The 16662-nt window shown below is 64.6% G+C and carries 21 protein-coding genes; 9 read left to right on the forward strand and 12 right to left on the reverse strand.

Going from position 1 to position 16662, the window contains the following annotated elements; all coding sequences use genetic code 11:
- Position 1 precedes the first annotated feature (1 nt).
- Together BM449_RS11885 and BM449_RS11890 are read right to left on the reverse strand one after the other, a co-directional pair.
- Positions 2-250 carry a type II toxin-antitoxin system prevent-host-death family antitoxin gene (locus tag BM449_RS11885; protein WP_083544542.1) on the reverse strand — a complete coding sequence of 83 codons (249 nt, stop codon included), beginning with the start codon at positions 248-250 and terminating at the stop codon, positions 2-4.
- A gap of 21 nt (positions 251-271) precedes the next feature.
- Complete coding sequence (locus tag BM449_RS11890; RefSeq protein WP_233830712.1) at positions 272-904, reverse strand: Uma2 family endonuclease; 633 nt, start codon at positions 902-904, stop codon at positions 272-274.
- Between the two features lie 413 nt (positions 905-1317).
- Here BM449_RS11890 and BM449_RS11895 point away from each other — a divergent pair, with 413 nt between their 5' ends.
- On the forward strand, positions 1318-2199 hold the full coding sequence (locus BM449_RS11895) for an N-acetylmuramoyl-L-alanine amidase (RefSeq protein WP_071801400.1): 882 nt from the start codon (positions 1318-1320) through the stop codon (positions 2197-2199).
- A gap of 83 nt (positions 2200-2282) precedes the next feature.
- Here BM449_RS11895 and BM449_RS11900 read toward each other — a convergent pair whose 3' ends face one another.
- The gene (locus tag BM449_RS11900) at positions 2283-2762 is read right to left on the reverse strand and encodes a dual specificity protein phosphatase (RefSeq protein WP_071801401.1); all 480 of its coding nucleotides are present in this window, start codon (positions 2760-2762) and stop codon (positions 2283-2285) included.
- A 6-nt stretch (positions 2763-2768) separates the two neighbouring features.
- Positions 2769-3875 carry an SLBB domain-containing protein gene (locus tag BM449_RS11905; protein WP_233831344.1) on the reverse strand — a complete coding sequence of 369 codons (1107 nt, stop codon included), beginning with the start codon at positions 3873-3875 and terminating at the stop codon, positions 2769-2771.
- Positions 3876-4038: 163 nt separating this feature from the next.
- On the opposite strand from BM449_RS11905, the gene BM449_RS11910 reads away from it, so the two are divergent.
- From BM449_RS11910 to cysS, 3 genes are all read left to right on the forward strand, one after another.
- Positions 4039-5460 carry a hypothetical protein gene (locus BM449_RS11910; protein WP_145537061.1) on the forward strand — a complete coding sequence of 474 codons (1422 nt, stop codon included), beginning with the start codon at positions 4039-4041 and terminating at the stop codon, positions 5458-5460.
- A 127-nt stretch (positions 5461-5587) separates the two neighbouring features.
- Entirely contained in the window at positions 5588-6268 is a 681-nt protein-coding gene (locus tag BM449_RS11915; RefSeq protein WP_071801404.1) for a hypothetical protein, read from the forward strand.
- A 368-nt stretch (positions 6269-6636) separates the two neighbouring features.
- On the forward strand, positions 6637-8142 hold the full coding sequence (gene cysS / locus BM449_RS11925) for a cysteine--tRNA ligase (RefSeq protein WP_071801406.1): 1506 nt from the start codon (positions 6637-6639) through the stop codon (positions 8140-8142).
- On the opposite strand, the gene BM449_RS11930 is transcribed toward cysS, so the two are convergent.
- The gene (locus BM449_RS11930) at positions 8127-8372 is read right to left on the reverse strand and encodes a hypothetical protein (RefSeq protein ID WP_071802250.1); all 246 of its coding nucleotides are present in this window, start codon (positions 8370-8372) and stop codon (positions 8127-8129) included. The two genes, cysS and BM449_RS11930, sit on opposite strands and share 16 nt — an antisense overlap.
- A gap of 125 nt (positions 8373-8497) precedes the next feature.
- Here BM449_RS11930 and BM449_RS11935 point away from each other — a divergent pair, with 125 nt between their 5' ends.
- Together BM449_RS11935 and BM449_RS11940 are read left to right on the forward strand one after the other, a co-directional pair.
- Positions 8498-9739, forward strand: coding sequence for a 1-deoxy-D-xylulose-5-phosphate reductoisomerase (locus BM449_RS11935; RefSeq protein ID WP_071802251.1), 1242 nt, complete (start codon positions 8498-8500; stop codon positions 9737-9739).
- Positions 9740-9818: 79 nt separating this feature from the next.
- The gene (locus BM449_RS11940) at positions 9819-10169 is read left to right on the forward strand and encodes a ferredoxin (RefSeq protein WP_071802252.1); all 351 of its coding nucleotides are present in this window, start codon (positions 9819-9821) and stop codon (positions 10167-10169) included.
- Here the strand turns inward: BM449_RS11940 and BM449_RS11945 are convergent.
- From BM449_RS11945 to BM449_RS15085, 3 genes are read right to left on the reverse strand one after another with little or no spacing between them, the layout of a single operon-like run.
- Entirely contained in the window at positions 10093-11157 is a 1065-nt protein-coding gene (locus BM449_RS11945; RefSeq protein ID WP_233830714.1) for an alpha/beta fold hydrolase, read from the reverse strand. The genes BM449_RS11940 and BM449_RS11945 overlap by 77 nt on opposite strands.
- Positions 11150-11851 carry an SDR family oxidoreductase gene (locus tag BM449_RS11950; RefSeq protein ID WP_071801408.1) on the reverse strand — a complete coding sequence of 234 codons (702 nt, stop codon included), beginning with the start codon at positions 11849-11851 and terminating at the stop codon, positions 11150-11152. The genes BM449_RS11945 and BM449_RS11950 overlap by 8 nt, the downstream gene beginning before the upstream one ends.
- Before the next feature lie 9 nt (positions 11852-11860).
- A complete protein-coding gene (locus BM449_RS15085) occupies positions 11861-12034 on the reverse strand; it encodes a hypothetical protein (RefSeq protein WP_162922880.1) in 174 nt (57 codons plus the stop codon).
- A 129-nt stretch (positions 12035-12163) separates the two neighbouring features.
- Here BM449_RS15085 and BM449_RS11955 point away from each other — a divergent pair, with 129 nt between their 5' ends.
- Together BM449_RS11955 and BM449_RS11960 are read left to right on the forward strand one after the other, a co-directional pair.
- Positions 12164-13606, forward strand: a complete 1443-nt coding sequence (locus BM449_RS11955) for a DEAD/DEAH box helicase family protein (RefSeq protein WP_071801409.1) — start codon at positions 12164-12166, stop codon at positions 13604-13606.
- A gap of 168 nt (positions 13607-13774) precedes the next feature.
- Complete coding sequence (locus BM449_RS11960) at positions 13775-13984, forward strand: hypothetical protein (RefSeq protein WP_145537067.1); 210 nt, start codon at positions 13775-13777, stop codon at positions 13982-13984.
- A 33-nt stretch (positions 13985-14017) separates the two neighbouring features.
- Here BM449_RS11960 and infA read toward each other — a convergent pair whose 3' ends face one another.
- Positions 14018-14287 (reverse strand): translation initiation factor IF-1, encoded by a 270-nt coding sequence (gene infA, locus BM449_RS11965; protein WP_071801411.1) that lies wholly within the window; start codon positions 14285-14287, stop codon positions 14018-14020.
- Positions 14288-14493: 206 nt separating this feature from the next.
- Here infA and BM449_RS11970 point away from each other — a divergent pair, with 206 nt between their 5' ends.
- Positions 14494-15162: a pseudouridine synthase gene (locus tag BM449_RS11970; protein ID WP_071801412.1), complete on the forward strand. Its 669-nt coding sequence runs from the start codon at positions 14494-14496 to the stop codon at positions 15160-15162.
- 58 nt (positions 15163-15220) lie between these two features.
- Here BM449_RS11970 and BM449_RS11975 read toward each other — a convergent pair whose 3' ends face one another.
- From BM449_RS11975 to petM, 3 genes are all read right to left on the reverse strand, one after another.
- Positions 15221-15436 (reverse strand): hypothetical protein, encoded by a 216-nt coding sequence (locus BM449_RS11975; RefSeq protein ID WP_071801413.1) that lies wholly within the window; start codon positions 15434-15436, stop codon positions 15221-15223.
- Between the two features lie 79 nt (positions 15437-15515).
- Positions 15516-16478 carry an NAD(P)H-binding protein gene (locus tag BM449_RS11980; protein ID WP_071801414.1) on the reverse strand — a complete coding sequence of 321 codons (963 nt, stop codon included), beginning with the start codon at positions 16476-16478 and terminating at the stop codon, positions 15516-15518.
- 75 nt (positions 16479-16553) lie between these two features.
- Positions 16554-16652 (reverse strand): cytochrome b6-f complex subunit PetM, encoded by a 99-nt coding sequence (petM, locus tag BM449_RS11985; RefSeq protein WP_071801415.1) that lies wholly within the window; start codon positions 16650-16652, stop codon positions 16554-16556.
- Positions 16653-16662: the final 10 nt, after the last annotated feature.

Here is a 16662-nt window from a genome sequence, read left to right on the forward strand (position 1 = left end):
CTCATCCCTCCTCCCGCAGCTCATCCACCAGATCCACCGCACTGAGAGCCAAGCGGGGCCGGTCCGCATGGAAATGTCTGATTCGCTCAGGCCAGGAGATGGTGGCTTCCTGGTAAGACCGCTGCGCTTCGGGCACAAGCCGGGCCACCACCTGACCCCGTCGGGTGATCACCACCTCATCACCTGCTTCCACTGCATCCAGCAGCGCTGAAAGCTGAGCCTTGGCCTCCGCCAAGCCCACTGTTCGCATGGTCAACAGGTCAGCTGGTCATCAGCAGCCTAGGGACGGGTTGACCTGGGATGCGCTGCCGGCTGCCCAGATCTCTTCAAGGTCCAGGCGCAGGCCTGGAAACTCAGGCCCTGCTTCGAGAGGCGTGGCCTGTTCCTGGCGCTGGGGGTCGCCGCTGGCGGGCCAGATTTCGACGGCCCGTTCGTCGGGGAGCAACAACCAGCCAAGGCGAGCGCCGTTGGCTTGATAGGCGGCCATCTTGCGGCGCAGAGCACTCACGCCGCGGGAGCCCTCATCACTGGGGCTGGCCAGCTCCACCACCAGATCGGGGCAGAGGGGCGGGAAGCCGTGGCGCTGTTCGGCAGTGAGAGCCTGCCAGCGCTCCAGGCGCACAAGCGCCGCATCAGGACTGAGGATGGCTCCATCAGGCAAACGGAATCCTCCCGAGCTGTCGAGAACGGTCCAGCCGCCTTGCTGATCCGCCCACACCAGGAGACGCATCAACAGACGGGAATTACGGACGCTGGTGTCACCACCTGTCGGGGTCATCGTGATCAGCTCGCCATCGGCGCTGAGTTCGAGCACCGACTCAGGGTTGGCGGAGCAGATCCGCTCAAATTGTTCAGGTGTGAACCGCAAATCATCAGGCCATCGCAGCGGCGCCAGGACGTCCATCGCAGCTGAAGATGATGAAGTGGCTGGGCTGGTAACCAGTGTCATGGCCGTACTCGGGCTCATGGCTCCAAAGTAGCGGCGATCTGAATGCAGCATCCAGGGGCTTTGGCGAAGCCCATGAGCTGAAAGACCAGCCCGCTGTTGCAGGTACCCGTTTCAACGCCTGTTGGGGTCCTGTAGATCAATCAGCCGTGGGCGCTGAGCTCGGGCACTGCCTCAGGGTTAGCCGCGCACACCAGATCAAACGGGGCAACGCCTCAAATCACGCTGACGGTGGCTATGGAATCCATGCAGCACTGCTGCTCCTTGATTGGACTTGTGCGTATTAAGTACAACTAAAATACTTTATCTTGACGTGATGCTTTGGCCTGTATTCAATTCCAGCCATCGCTCCCTTTCGGCTCGCCACGCTGATGCCAGCCACCATCTATCTGCACTGGGCCGCCACCCCTTACACCTGGGTGCGCTCCGGCCTGTATCACACCATCATCAGCGGCGATGGCCGTCTGCGGCGCCTGCACGCCTACAGCATCGATCTACCGGCCCACACCTGGCGACGCAACAGCAATGCGGTGGCCCTGTCCTGCGCCTGCATGGGTGGCCGCCCCGATCCCTGGAGCATTCCTCCCACCGAGGCCCAGCTCAACGCCATGTGCCGCGAGACCGCTGCGATCGCCCGCAGCTGGGGCTGGGGTCAGGCCGATATCACCATCGAGAAGGTGATGACCCACGCCGAGGCGGCCGCCAACCGCGACGGTCGCTCGATGCACGACAACTACGGCCCGGTGATCTGGGGTGGTAGTGGCGAGCGCTGGGATTTCCTGCAACTCAGCAAAAACGGCCCGCCCAGCGGTGGCGATGCATTGAGGCAACGCATTCGGGGCTTTCTGGCTCAAGCCAAGCCTGAATTTGAGCCGCTCGCCTTCCGTCGCCCCACCAGCATCCGTGCCCGCAGCCAGGAGCTGGCTGTGGAGATCGACGCCAATGGCAGCTCCTGGGCCCTGGCCGCCGAGCTGCTTGCTCTCTACGAGATTCCCTATGACTGGGACGCCAATCGGCGCCGCATCCTGATCGGCAGCCTCGATGTGGCGCCCACCTTCCAGGAGAACCAGGTGCAGCCCAGCGTCGGCTGGCCTTTGTTTGAGATGACCCTCCAGCACGGCAACGCGCCGGTGATCCTGCGCGGCATCCTGCGCGAAAACCGCGCCTGGTGCCGCGTGCTCGAATTTGCCGAAGAATTCGGCATCAGCACAAGCTTCGAACCCTTCACCCTGATCGAACGTCGTGGCGGCTGAATCAAGACACACGAATCGCCGAAAGTCGGGCGGTCGCGAGCGGAGCTCCAGCGACTCGATCCCTTTGCCGTTCTACAGCTGGCTCAGGCTACTGCTGGCTGCTGGAATCGCATGGAAGCCGTCAGCAATGGCAAGCCTCTCAGCACCGCCAGCTGCTCGGGCAAAGGGCTCGTGCCGGGATGGGTTTGCTGAACATACTCCAGGGCCGCCTGCCAGCCCATGCGGCGGCTGTGCATCAACCAGGCCATCGCCACCAGGGGCGAGCGTTCCACGCCGGCCACGCAATGGAGATAAACCGGGCCATAGCCGCGCAACCGGCTCAGTTCAGCCAGCACCACAGAGATCTGCCGGGCCGTGGGGACGCAATCGTAGTGGTGATCTGGCAGCGGTAGGCGAACCCACTCGAAACGCTCGGAGATTCCGTCGCTCAGCTTGATCTCCTCAGCTGCGCAGAGGCTGATCAGCGCCTTGACGCCCTCCTGCTCGAGCTGATCGAGATCTTCGCTGCTGCAGGGTGCCGTTCCCACGGCCAATTCATCGCTCAACAGCCAGGTGATGCGCATTCAGTTTTAATTGTTGCTGTCGAGCAGGCGGAACAAGGTCAACACATTGACCAATCCGCTCAGGGGCTGGCTGACGGCCCCGATCGCATCCGCGCTGATCGCATAGCGGCTGCGATTGACGATCACCGTGTCGCCATCCACCAGCGGAGGGTTGCTGGCCGTGGAAACTCCCTGGTTGTAATCAAGGCGATATTGGCGGCGCATGGCCGAGCCGTTGCGGTTGATCCGCACCAGTTCCAGCTGTGACGTCTTGGCGCGCCAGGTTTCCACGCCCCCGGCCGCCAGGATCGCCTGCATCAAGGGCGTGCTGGCAGGAACCTGCAGCCGTCCGGGTGATTTCACTTCGCCAATCACGTTGACGGTGATCTGCGTCGGAGCCAGGGTGGTGACTGCCAACTTGGCCGAATTGCTGGCATCTTCCTGGGCAACGCGCTCCAGCTTGATCGTGTCTCCATCGAAGAGCAATGGATTCTGGAGCTGGTCACCGTCGCGCACCAGCGCCAGCAGGTCCACACGGGTGCGCTTGAAGCGGGAGTCGGCACCGGGCAGACGCCGCTGCACCACCACCCGCTGCAGGTTGGCCATCGATGTGATCCCACCCGCCTTCTGGATCGCATCCACCAGCGTGGGGGGCCCACTGATCGACACCGACGCCTGGGTCGTGGAGGCTTCTGAGGTGGTGAGGGTGTAGAGACCAGGGCGCTCCACCTCGCCGACCACAGCGATGCGCAGGGGGCGTGGACGCACCACGCTCAGCAACAGATCCGGGCGCTGCAGCTGATTTTTGTAGAGAGTTTCCAGCCAGAGACTGGCCTGGGACAGGGTCAGGCCCGAGAGCATCACGCTGCCCAGCAGCGGCAGGGAGGCGGTGCCGTCATTGAGGATCTCCAGCGGTCCGCTGAGGTCCTCTACGGCCAGAAACCTCAGGCTCAACCCATCGCCAGAGCCCAGGATGTAGGCGTCGTCCTGAAGGGTTGTTTCAAATCCAGTGGAGCTTGGACCTGCCTGGGCGATCGCTTCACGCCGCAACTCGGCCGCCGCAATGGGAAGCGTGGGGCTGGAGAGGCCTAAGGCCAGCAGGAGTGGCAGCGGCGCGACCCAACGCTTTCCCACTGGTTTCAAGCGCAAGAGCGTCATTGAGGCAATTGACAGTGAGGCGGTTGGTGCCATGGGGCGAATGTTGCCATGAACCGTGTAAAAAAGTGGGTGTATGGGGCCAGTCATCAGCTGGCCATCGACGATACATTGGCGCAACTTAATCGCCACGGCCCTCAACGTGTCATTTCGGCTGTTTGCGTCCAGCTTCACGCCTTGGCTCAGCCTGCTGACGTCGCTTGGCGTGGTGGCGGGCTCGGCGGTCGAAGCCCAGATCTTGCTCTCGGAGCTGCCCGAACCACCGCCCCCCGTGCTGGCCGTTCCTCTGCCGCCTCCACCAGTGGCGGCTGTCCCGTTGCCACCACCGCCCGTACCCATGTTGCGGGCCCAAGCTGCTGAATCACGTTCTGAATCAGGCCCTGAATCTGAGCCTGAGCCGCAGTCCACAAGCCTCGTCTGGGAATTGGTTCCGCCCAGCCCCCAAAGCCCCCAACCCCTTCAGCCCACGCCGCCCCCGCCAATCGCTGCCACGCCGGAGCGGTCCCTGGCCTGGGAGCTGGTTCCCTCGCAAGACAACCGCCTGGCCGTGATGTCTCCGGCGCAACCCGCCAGCCAGGACGTTCAAATGATGGGCCAGATGCTGGCCAGGGACAACAGCCTGCGCTGGTTTCTGGTTCCTGAGGATGAGGTGTTTCGGCCTTCTGCTGCACTGGCCAGAGGCGAGGTCAGGCCGGACCCGCCTTACCTTCCCGAGCAGCCAGCTCCGCTCTGGCCCAAGGTGCGGGGCCTGGCTCGGGGCATCACCGTCAACGGCGACCCCTACCCCGACACGGGCTTGAACGTGCCCAACGGTTTTGCCCAGGACAGGGAATTCACCATATCCACCACACTCACAGCCACGAGCCGGACCCGCGCCTGCCGCGTTCCAGCAGGAGGAGATTGGATCGACTGCGCCGACAGCGAGGCCTACCTCGACTTCACGCCCTTCAAAGGTGAGTACGCCAGCCTGGGCTTCCAATACACGATTCAGAGCCTCACCAGCCGCAATCGGGGAACAGGCCAGTTCGCCGGCCAGAGCATCGGCTTCCGCACCGCCTTCAACCTCACCCCTACCACCGGGATTGCCTTCGGCGGTGAACACATCATCCAGCTTGATGACACCACGGATCTGGGCCGCAACTTTTACCTGGTGCTTTCCCAGGCCGTGCCGATCAGCCGTGGCCAGAACCCGATCCTGTTGGTGGCCACCGCAGGCATCGGCTCCGATTTTTACGGCTTTGGCGGCAATGGCACCTTGGGATCCACCAACTGCCTGAGTGGCAACAACGTCACCAGCCTCAACTTTCCAGAAGGCACCGATTGCTTCTGGGGACCCATCGGCGCCCTCAGCCTTCACCTGGGTAGCCAGGTCTCGATCGGCTACGAGTGGTTTGGCTTCGGCATCGGAGCAGGCATTTCCGTACGTCCGATCAAAGACCTGCCGCTCACGTTTTCCCTCTACGCCACCGACTTTCTCGGCAACACACCCAGCTACATCGAGGGGCTCTGCACGACCAATCCTTGCGAACCGCGCTACTACGGCAGGCTGACGATGTCGTTCTGACCACGCCCTTCTGGCCCTGCCTTCCAGGTCTGGTAGACAGTTTCCAATCTGGTTTGCGACCTGTTCCCCTTCCTCTTCACATCTGGAAGTAAGTTGGCAGGCATTCTAGAATTAGACAAAGAGTTTCATGCGTTTCACTGTTTCTCTGGCGCTGGCCACGGCCACGGCATTTTCTGTCAACTCCTTGCCCGTGAGAGCGTTTCCAGGGGGCAGCGTCAATTTGGTGCGTGTGAATGGTGATGGGGTCACCGCTCTGCCGGGCTTTCAACCTCCTGCCGCCCAAACACCCTCTTCAGTTCCAGGGGCGTTCGAGCTGATCAGCCAGGCGTCTGGTGACGTCCAGTCGGCAAGCGACGTCACGGTTATGCCGGTCGGCAGCAATGAGCTGGAGATCACCTATGAGGGCGCATTGCCCCGGTTCTCGAACAGCGAGTACATCTCGGTTCGTAACAAGGTCACCGGCGAAGAAGTGGAGCGTATCTTGCTCAACTCTGACCGTGTCTCTTTCTCCAGCGATCGCCGCAGCATCACGATCAATCCCGAAACCACCCTCACCCCGGATGAGGTGCTGTGCGACTTGCTGCCCGATTGGCCAGGCAATCTGCCGGCACGCAGCGCACCCTTTTGCTTCACCGCAGCCGCTGCCGTTCCTGCTCCTCCCGCAGCCGTTGCGCCTCCAGTCACCAATCCTTTCCCCTGGTGGATTATTCCCGTGGGTCTAGGCGTTGGCCTGGGAATCTGCGCCGCAGCTGGCTGCTTTGACGGCGGCGGCGGTGGTGGTGGCGGCAGCAACAACGTGTCGCGTTAAGGCAATTCCTTCCGCTTACCATTCATTCAACTCAACGTACTTTCAACATGCTCAAACTCTTTACCACCGGTGTCGCACTCGCGCTCGGTTCTGTGGCAGCACCAGCCTTCGCTGCCGATCTCGCTGACAGGCCCAGTTGCCTGGGGCCCCGCACGCTCGCTTCGGTCACGTCCACCATCACCCAGGCCAGCGTGGTCAAGGATCCTTTGCTTGCGCAAGGATTCAGGATTTCGGATCCAGCCTGCACTTATCAGGTGGCACGCCCGGCTCCTGTCGAATTTGTGCCCATTCGTGGTCTCTGGTGATCGGCTCAAGGCAAGCCGCCGCCGCTGAACCCTTACGGTTCGTTCAACCTGAGCCGGCCAGCCTTGACCCTGCAGTTCACCAACACCCTCACCGGGCGCACCGAGGCGTTTCAGCCTCGGGTGTCGGGTGAGGTTTCCATTTATTGTTGTGGTGTCACGGTCTACGACCTCTGTCACCTGGGCCATGCCCGCAGTTACATCGTCTGGGATGTGCTGCGCCGTTATCTGATCTGGAGCGGTTACCGGGTCACCTTTGTTCAGAACATCACCGATATTGACGACAAAATCCTGAAGCGGGCTGCCCAAGAGGGTTCGTCGATGCAAGCGGTGAGTGAGCGCAACATCACGGCCTTCCGTGATGACATGGCTGCCCTGAACATCCTCCCGCCTGACAAGATTCCCCGCGCCACCCAATGCCTTGAGGGCATCCGCGCCATGATCGGCGAACTCGAAGCCTCTGGCGCCGCCTATTCCGCCGCTGGCGATGTTTATTTTGCTGTGCTCGGCCAGCCTGATTACGGCAAGTTGAGTGGCCGCAGCCTCAGCGAGCAGCAACAGGGTGCCAGCGGTCGCCTCAACACAGAAGAGGAATCGCGGAAGCGGCATCCTTTCGATTTCGCCCTTTGGAAAGGTGTCAAACCTGGAGAGCCCAGTTTTCCCTCCCCCTGGGGGCCCGGTCGGCCGGGTTGGCACATCGAATGCTCGGCGATGGTGCGTCAGGAACTGGGCACCACCATCGACATTCACCTGGGAGGTTCAGACCTGATCTTTCCCCACCATGAGAATGAAATAGCGCAGTCAGAAGCAGCTAACGGTGAGCCGCTGGCCCATTACTGGCTGCACAACGGCATGGTGAATGTTGACGGCGAAAAGATGTCTAAATCACTCGGTAACTTCACCACAATTCGATCACTGCTCGCCAGTGGGGTATCAGCCATGACCCTGCGCTTCTTCGTGCTCCAAGCCCACTACCGCAAGCCCCTTGACTTCACCACTGAAGCGCTCGCCGCCGCCGCCGCCGGCTGGCAGGGCCTCAACCAAGCTCTTGGGCTGGGCCTGAAACCCAGCTTGCAAGCGCTGCTGGCCTGGGATGGTGAATCTGTTGCTGAGCAAGGAGCTGAGCAAGAAGAAGCTGCCAAGGAAGCAGATGGTGCCCTGTTGAGCTGTCGCGCTGCCTTCGTTGCGGCCATGGACGACGACCTCAACACCTCAGCGGCCCTGGCGGTGCTGTTCGATCTGGCCCGCCCGCTGCGAGCCCTCGCGCGCAGGCTGGAGCGGGGAGACCAACGCATTGACGAAGACCGAGATCTGCACGGGCGCTGGCAGTTGCTGCAGGAACTCAGCGGTGTGCTTGGCCTGGAGCAGGAGGCCAGCCCTGAGCCTGATCCGGGCGCTGAAGCCGGCCCGGATCAGGCGGAGATCCAGACCCTGATCAGCGAACGCCTCACTGCGCGCCAAGCGAAGCGCTACGGCGATGCCGACGCCATTCGCGATCGTCTGCGGGCCAAGGGGATCGAACTGATCGATCGCCCCGATGGAACCACCGAGTGGATTCAGCGTGGGGCCTGATCGCGCATCAAGGCTTCGATCCGGCGGATGCGGATCCTCGTGGTCTCCCACACCTCGAGCCTGAAGGCCTCTTCTCCAGCGGCGGCTGGGGCCACTGCTGGGGCCTCAGCCAGTACGCGGCGCAAGGCTTCCACCTTCAGCTCGATGTCCTCACCCCCCTCAAAGGCATCCCAGAGCTCGCGCTCCAGCCGTGCCCGCTCGATGAAATTCCAACGCTTGAGCCAGAGCATCGCGGCCGCCAGAGGTGAAACCATCGCTGCGCTCAGTGTGCACGACGCCCCTGCCCTGCCACGCGGTCCGCTGGGATCGATGGGATCGATGGGAGACTGGCAGCCAGCAGATGCGGGCCAGCCTGATGAAAGCGATCAGTGTGCTGGGCTCCACCGGCTCGATCGGCACCCAGACCCTGCAATTGGCCGAGGAGTTCCCGGATCGCTTCGGCGTTGTTGCCCTGACGGCGGGCCGCAACCTGGCCCTGCTCAGCGAGCAGATCGGCCGCCACTCCCCCGAGGTGGTGGCCCTGGCCGATCCCGAGCTGCTGCCCGAGCTCCAAGCCAGGCTTGATGCCCTGGAGCCCTCCGCTCGGCCCGCCCGCCGTCCTGAGCTGCTCGCCGGCAGCGAGGGCCTCTGCGCTGCATCCGCCTGGAGCAGCGCCGAGCTGGTGGTGACCGGGATCGTGGGTTGCGCTGGCCTGCTGCCCACCCTGGCGGCGATCCGCGCCGGCAAAGACCTGGCCCTGGCCAACAAGGAAACCCTGATCGCCGCTGGACCGGTGGTGCTGCCCGAGTTGAAACGCAGCGGCAGCCGCCTGTTGCCCGCCGATTCCGAGCATTCCGCCATCTTCCAGTGCCTGCAGGGCACCCCCTGGGCCGATACCGCCCGCCTCTCCACGGGCATTCCCACCCCGGGCCTGCGCGGCATCCAGCTCACCGCCTCCGGAGGCGCCTTTCGTGATTGGCCCGCCGCCGATCTGGCCAAGGCGACGGTCGCCGATGCCACCAGCCATCCCAACTGGAGCATGGGCCGCAAGATCACCGTCGATTCGGCCACGTTGATGAACAAGGGCCTGGAGGTGATCGAGGCCCACTATCTGTTTGGCCTCGATTACGACGCCATCGAGATCGTCATCCATCCCCAGAGCATCATCCACTCGATGGTGGAGCTCGCCGATTCCTCGGTGCTCGCCCAGCTCGGCTGGCCCGATATGAAATTGCCGTTGCTCTATTGCCTCAGCTGGCCGGAGCGCTTGCCCACCCCCTGGCGCCGCCTCGATCTCACCGCCGTGGGCCAGCTCAGCTTCAAGGCACCCGACCAGAGCAAATACCCCTGCATGGCCCTGGCCTACGCCGCAGGCCGCAGCGGCGGCACCATGCCGGCGGTGATGAATGCGGCCAACGAGCAGGCTGTCGCCCTGTTCCTCGACGAGCGCGTTCACTTCCTCGATATCCCGCGCCTGATCGAGCGGGTCTGCGACCGCCACCGGGCCGAGGTCAAGGCCGATCCCAGCCTCAGCGACGTGCTGGCCGTCGATGCCTGGGCGCGCCATGCCGTGCTTGAAGCCTCAGCCAGCCTGGCCCCGAAACTGCTGCTGGCCTGATCGACCAGCTCAACACCACTGACTTGACATTGCCTTGAACCTGCCTGGAAGCGTTGGCCATCACCTGTTGCTCTGCGCCATGCCATCGAATCCGCTCTGCGTGGATCCCGTGCTCGGGGCAGCGAGCTGGAGCCGGCTGAAGGAGCTGGTGCGGGAGCTGGGCCTGGAGGACCCAGCCCGGCCGGGCGGGGTTGTGCTGCGCAGCAAGGCCGACTGCCTGCGCATCTGTGCCGCGGGGCCGATCCTGCTGATCTGGCCCGAGGGGATCTGGTACGGGGGCGTGACGCCCGAGCGGATCGAGCGGATCGTGCGGGAGCACGTGGTGGGCGGCACCCCGATCGAGGAGTGGATCCTCAGGCGCACTCCGTTTGTGCCTGCTGCTTCAACCGCTGCTCTGCCAGCACCTGCTGCTTCAACCACCGCAGCGTGAGCTGATCCGACCAGCTGCCGCCTGCAGCATGGAAGCCGTTGTGGCCGCCGCCGCCCGTGAGCACGACCTGCAGCCCAGGAGGCGCTGCCTGGGCCAACGCCACCGCCGGGGCGGCCGGCACCCAGGGATCGTCAAGGGCCTGAACCACAAGAGTTGGCGGCAGGGGAGCCTGTGCCTGTTCTTGTGCTTCCGTCGAGGCGGGCCCACCGCTGGCCAACTCCAGCAGCTGCGGCAGCGGACTGGCGGTGGCGTAGTAGGCCTCGGCTGAGGCGAAGCCCCAGCGCGGCGCGGTGATCAGGGCGTCGAAGTCTCGGATGCTGCCCACGTCGGGCAAACCCCGCCGCTCGCGGGGGCTGATGCCATGGGGATCCGCCAGGGTCTGGCGGCGCAGGGCCCGCACCAGCCAGCGTTCGTAGAGCCGGTTGCGCGGCCGGCCGATCGATGCGGAGCAGGCCGCCAGATCGAGCGGGCTGCTGATCACCACCAACCCATCCAGGCCGCTCTGCGGCGTGGAGGCACCCAGAACAGCGTTGAGCAAGACCGTGCCGCCCAGGGAAAAACCCACCCCGAACAGGGGCCGCTCGCCCGCCAGCTGCCGGGCGAGCGCCAGGGCAGGCTGCAGGTCGCTGTTGCAGTGGGCGGCGTAGGTGCCTCGGGCCAGGGCCCGGCCGGCGCCAGCCCCGCGCAGATTCAGCCGCAGCACCGCAAAGCCAGCCTGTTGCAGCGCCAGGGCCAGGCGGCGCACCCCGGTGGCCTGGCTCGATCCTCCCAGCCCATGCAGCAGCACCACCAGGCCCAGGGGCTCAGCGGCGGCCGGCCGGTCATGCAGGGCCAGCAGCTGCTCCCCCGCTGCGATCGCGATCGGTAGGGGCATCCCTCGATCGATCGGGAACTGGGGCGGCCGGACCGTATCGCGCAGGGTCTGGAGATCCGCCCCCCACCAGGGCGGCCGCGGGCGGAAGGGTGGGACCAGCAGACGCTCAGGCACGGGCGGGCGTTGCCTCGTGCTGCAACCACTCAGACAGTTGGATTGGCTCGAGCTCCGGGCTGCTGGTCACCTCGATGATCCGGCCGATGGCGGCGGGTTGCTCCAGGGCATCCAGGCAGACCCGGGCCACCAGGCGGCGCGGAATGCTGTTGCTCTCCTGCTGGTCGGGGCCGCTGAAACGCAGGCCTTCGCTCTCGAGCTGCTCCTCAGACTCCTTGAGTCCGCCGGGGCGCACCACGGTCCAGTCCAGGCCGCTTTCCTGCAGCCAGCGTTCGCCCAGCCGCTTCCAGATCAGGATCAACCCGAACAGGTTGAGGGGGTGGAAGAGGCGGCCGCTGCAGAGGGAGCTCACCAGCACCGCCCGCTTCACCCCACTGGCGTGGCAGGCGGCGATCTGGGAACGCATGGCCAGGGCATCCACCTTCAGGGGGCCGGTCAGATCGATCGATGGGCGTGCCCCGGTGGCGATCACCAGGGCCTCCACGCCCTGCAGGGCCTTCTCAAGGGCGGGGCCATCGCTGAGTTCGAGCCGAATCAGTTCCGCGCCCTGCAGGCCTTCGGGCACGGCGGAGCTGGGCCGCAGCAGCGCCTTCACCCGATAGCCCCGCCGCAGGGCCTCCTGCACCACCCGCCAGCCAGTCTTGCCGGAAGCACCGCTGACGGCGACAACGCCTTTCGCTAGGGAATCAGTCATGGCTGGAATTCAAAGCAGCGGAAGCAGCTCCTGTTCTAGGCATCGGGCCGGGCCCAGCTGACCGACGCTGCGCAACAGCCGTGCCCGCAGGATGAGCGGATCGAGGTCACATTCCAGGCGCAGACAACGCTGCAGGTGGAGGCGACATCCCGGCGCTGGTGGAAAGGCTGAACCCTGGGCCATGGCCGGAAGTTAAAGAAACCCCGGCCCCGCGCGCCTGACGAGAAACACTCATTCATCCCTTCCCCCACCACAATCTGTTCAGCAGCGCCATTGATTCGGCCGCACAATGACGGTCCCGGGTCCGTGGCCATGGCTTTCCCTTCCTTTGACCTGGCCGCCGGGCCATCGCCAGCGGGAGCACCGGCTCTGCCCAGGCCGCGCCAGTGGCAGAGCCAGATGATTGCCCTGCTGCGCCGCCGCCTGGAGCGTGGCAGCCAGGATGTGCTCATCCATGCCGGCCCCGGTGCGGGCAAAACGCTCGGGGCCCTGCTCAGCTTTCAGCGACTGCAGCAAGAAGGGAAGCTCAGCCATCTGCTGGTGTTCTGTCATCGCAGTTCGATCGCCGATCAGTGGCGAACGGCGGCCCGCGGGCTCGGCATCGAACTGGCGCTCTGGCAAGGCGAGGCTGCCGAGCTGCCCAAGGGCGGTGGTCTGTTACTCACCTACCAGGGAGCGGCCCGGCAGCTGGAGAGGGTCGAGAAAGGGCTGGCCTGGGTGAGGGCTGCCAAGGTGCTGGCGATCGCCGATGAGGTGCACCACCTGGGGGTGGATCCGGACGAACCGGAGTCCACCGCCTGGGGTCATGCCTTTGAGCGCCTCAGCCAGGCCTGCGTGTTGCGCCTGGGGCTGAGCGGCACGCCGTTTCGGGCCGACAACCTGGCCTTCTGCGCTGCCAGTCGCGTTCTTGAGTGGGAAGACGGTGAGCGGGTCGAGCGGATCGCGGCGGATCTGAGCGTCGAGCCCCGGCAGCTGATCGCGGCCGGGGATGTGCGCCCCCTGGAGTTCCGCTTCCAGGACGGCTGGGTCGACCATGGCCGCACGGGTGAATCGGAGCGCTCGGCGTTGTCGCTGGAAGGGCGCGAAAGCTGGCGAGCCCGGAACCTGCGCCGGGCGATCCAGCTGGGCGACCCCAGCAGCATCGCCTTGCGGGTTCTGGTGTTGGCCCGTTGCAAGCTGGCCAAGTTGCGCTCTGGCGAGCATCGCGGAGCGGGTGGCCTGGTGATCGCCCGGGATATTGACCATGCCAGGAGGATCGCCGGGCTGCTCGAAGAGGAGGGGGATCGGGTGTTCCTGGTCCATTCCCAGGATTCCGAAGCGGCCAGTCGCCTGGAGGCCTTCCGCCGTGGCGAGGCTGACTGGCTGGTGAGTGTGGATATGTGCGCCGAGGGGTTCGACGCACCGCGCCTGCGGGTGGTGGCCTACCTGACCACGGTGGTGACCCGCAGCCGTTTCGTACAGGCGATCACCCGGGCCGTGCGCATGGAGGCGGAGCGCTGCGCCGTTGAGGCGATTCCTCGCCACGCTTCCTTCGTGTTCGCTCCCGCCGATCCCCGGCTGATCGGCTTTGCCCGCAGCTGGTCGGTGGCCGAGCCCTACCTGATCCGGCCCAAGCCCGTGGCGGTGGCCCATCTACAGGCAGGCGGAGCCGGTGGCAGCGCGGCGCTGCCCCTGCAGGCGCTGCGCGAGGGGGTTGGTGAGCTGATCCGCCTCAAAGGCCCTCAGCTTCCCCCGTTTGTGGCCCGCCAGGCCTGAGCTGCAGCCTTGACTACATTGCCGTTCTCAAAAAAATGCGACGTTCGCTTCACAACACCACTGAAGGTCTGCTTGGCCGCCAGTTTGGTAACGATTCGGAGTTAGGCCATGGACCATGCGTCTCTCCAACGCCACTTGTCTCCCTTGGTGCATTGGGCGATCTCTCGGATGGCCCAGCTCGATGCTGAGCAGCGCTACGAGGAGAGTTTTGCCTTGTCCGAAGAATTCCGTGACTGGATCGTCTGCCTCGACGACCATGCCGAACGCCTCGACGTTCTGATCACGCCCTTCAGAACGCCGTTTGACCCCAAGCAGCCGCGAAAGTGCTCGGACGGTGCTGGCACTTTTCAGAGAACGGAGCAGCAGGCCGCGGATTGAACGCACAGCTTGAACGCAGCGCAGAGCGCTGACTCAGCGGCGCCTGGGGCCACCGGGTCGGTTGCCGCCCGGGCGGGGGCCGGTGGTGCCGGCGTTGCGTTCGCGGTAGGTGATCCGGCCGCGGGTGAGGTCATAGGGGCTGATCTCGACCAGCACCTTGTCGCCAGCCAGCAGCTTGATGCGGAACTTGGTGAGCTTTCCGGCGGCACGGCAGAGGCACTGGTGACCGGAAGGCTGATCGAGGGTGACCAGGTAGAACCCATTGCCCTGTTCCTTCTCGATCACACCCGAGGTTTCGATCATGCGGGACTGGTGCTCAAAGCGGAGAATTGATTCAGCTTAAATTGACGCCTCGCCAGCCCAGGCGGTGGCTAGGGTCACCCCTCGCCTGAGGCCTTCTTTTGATCACTCCGCCCCTATCGCTGGATCTCGGTCTGCTGTTGATCTCGATCGGGGTGGTGAACCTCTGGAAAGCGCGCCAGAACAGCAACCCCAGCTGAGCAGCGCCGTTGGCCGTTCTGCTGTTTCACAAGCCCTATGGGGTGTTGAGCCAGTTCACGCCTGAACCCGGCAGTTCCTGGGCCAGCCTCGCTGCGTTCATTGATGTCCCCGGCGTCTATGCCGCCGGCCGCCTCGATGCCGACAGTGAGGGCCTGTTGCTGCTCACCAGCTCCGGCCCCCTGCAGCAACGGCTCACCGATCCCCGCTGGGGCCACTGGCGCCGCTATGCGGTTCAGGTGGAGGGCACGGTCACGCCAGACCATCTGCAGCAGCTGCGCAGTGGGATGATCGTGCAGGGGAAGCGCACCCTGCCGGCGAAGGCCGCCCTGCTCGCCGATCCCGCCGTTGCTGAGCGGCAGCCCCCGATCCGGCACCGCCTTTCCGTGCCCACCGGCTGGCTTGAGCTGGAGTTGCGCGAAGGCCGCAACCGCCAGGTCCGGCGCATGACGGCCGCCGTCGGACTGCCCACCCTGCGCCTGATTCGCACCGCCATTGATCTGATGGACGGCCAAGCGCCGCTCAACCTTGAAGGCCTGGCCCCTGGCCAGTGGCGGCAGGCTGATTCAGGCGAAAATGCGCGTCTTGAGGGGGTGCTGCGGCGCCCAGCCGTTCACTCTCCAGGACGCGGCGGCAGGGCCGGCGGCGGAAAGGGTGGCCAGGGTGGCGCCGGTGGGTAAGGCGGTTTCGCGAGGGCTGCCCCTGCGTTCAGCTGATCACGCTTGAGCAGATCAGCGTTCAGCCGATCACCTGTTGCAGTTCCCGCGCCGTTTGCAACTGGCCGTAGTAATAGTTGGCGCGCGAGCGGCGATCGGGATCCTCAAGGGAATCAAAAGCATCGAAGCCAACAGTCAGCCAGAGTTCATGGCCGCAGCAGCGATTCAGTTCCTCCACCGCCTCCTGCTCAAGGTTGGCGAGACGGCGCTGCAGGTTTTTGATCTGGGCAATGGACATGGCGTGCAAGAGCTGGAGGGGTGAGGGCGATACCCAGAGGTGACGGGCAAAATCAACGGAAATAGTACGCCTGAACTGCTCAGAAGGGAAGTTTTTTCTTGGCATCCTTGGCCAGGTCCACATCCAGCTCCCGCAGCCGCTTCAGGATCGTGCCGAAATACTCCTTGAGGTAGGCATCGAGGTGGGTCGTCTCGGCTGGATCGAGCCCGAAGGCCGCGTAGCTCTCCTCCATCGGCGCCTCCAGGCTGATCCCCCCACCGGTCACCTCGTCGAAGGCCAGTCGCTCGGCCACATTCACGCCCGGTTCGAAGAAGGCCGCAATGCCCTGCATCAGCCGGATCAGTACGGGCCTGACCCGAAACACCCGCGCCGCCTTGCCGCTGTACTTCTCACAGAGCTGGGTGACTTCACCGGTGTTCCAGGCCCTCGGCCCGACCACGGCAAAGGCCTGACGGACCGTGGCGGGGTGGTCGAGGGAGGCAACGGCGAAACGGGCCACGTCCTGGGTGTTCATGTAAGCGATCGGCGTTGGCGTGCCGCTCACCCAGACCGTCTGGCTCTCGAGCACCGGCATGGCGAACTGACCGATCACCCCCTGCATGAAGGCCACACACCGCAGGATCGTGTAGTCAAGATCTGACTCGATCAACAACTGCTCGGTGCAGTATTTGATCTCCATCAGCGGCACGCTGCGGTGCTTTTCGGCATCCAGCAACGACACAAAGATGAAGCGCTTCACCGCCGCCGCCCGGCAGGCGTTGATCAAATTGAGCTTGCCGCTCCAATCGATCGTGTAGATGCTGTGGTTGTCGGTGGCGCGGGCCGTGGCGGCGTCGATGACCGCGTCTTGACCCTCCAGGGCGTAGTCGAGGCTGGCAGGCTCGAGCAGGTCGCCGCGGGTGAGCTCGCAGCCCCATTCCTGCAGAAACGAAGCCTTGCGCGGTGAGCGCACCATGCAGCGCACCTGATGCCCCTGATCGAGTGCGCGGCGGGCGATCTGGCGACCCAGCGTTCCCGTGCCACCGACGACCAGAACCTGCATGAACCACGGGCGGCGAAGGGCTGAGCCTAAAGCTGCGACAAGACCTGACGCGGGCCGACAGGGGTGCCAGCTGGTTCAGTCTTTCTGCAACTTGAGCAGCACGGCGCCGCCGACCAAGCCGACCGGAATCAGCACCCAGAAGATCGCTGCGATGCCGAAGATTTCTGAGGCCATGGGAGTGGTC

It is taken from the genome of Synechococcus sp. SynAce01, assembly GCF_001885215.1.
GTDB lineage: Bacteria > Cyanobacteriota > Cyanobacteriia > PCC-6307 > Cyanobiaceae > Regnicoccus > Regnicoccus frigidus.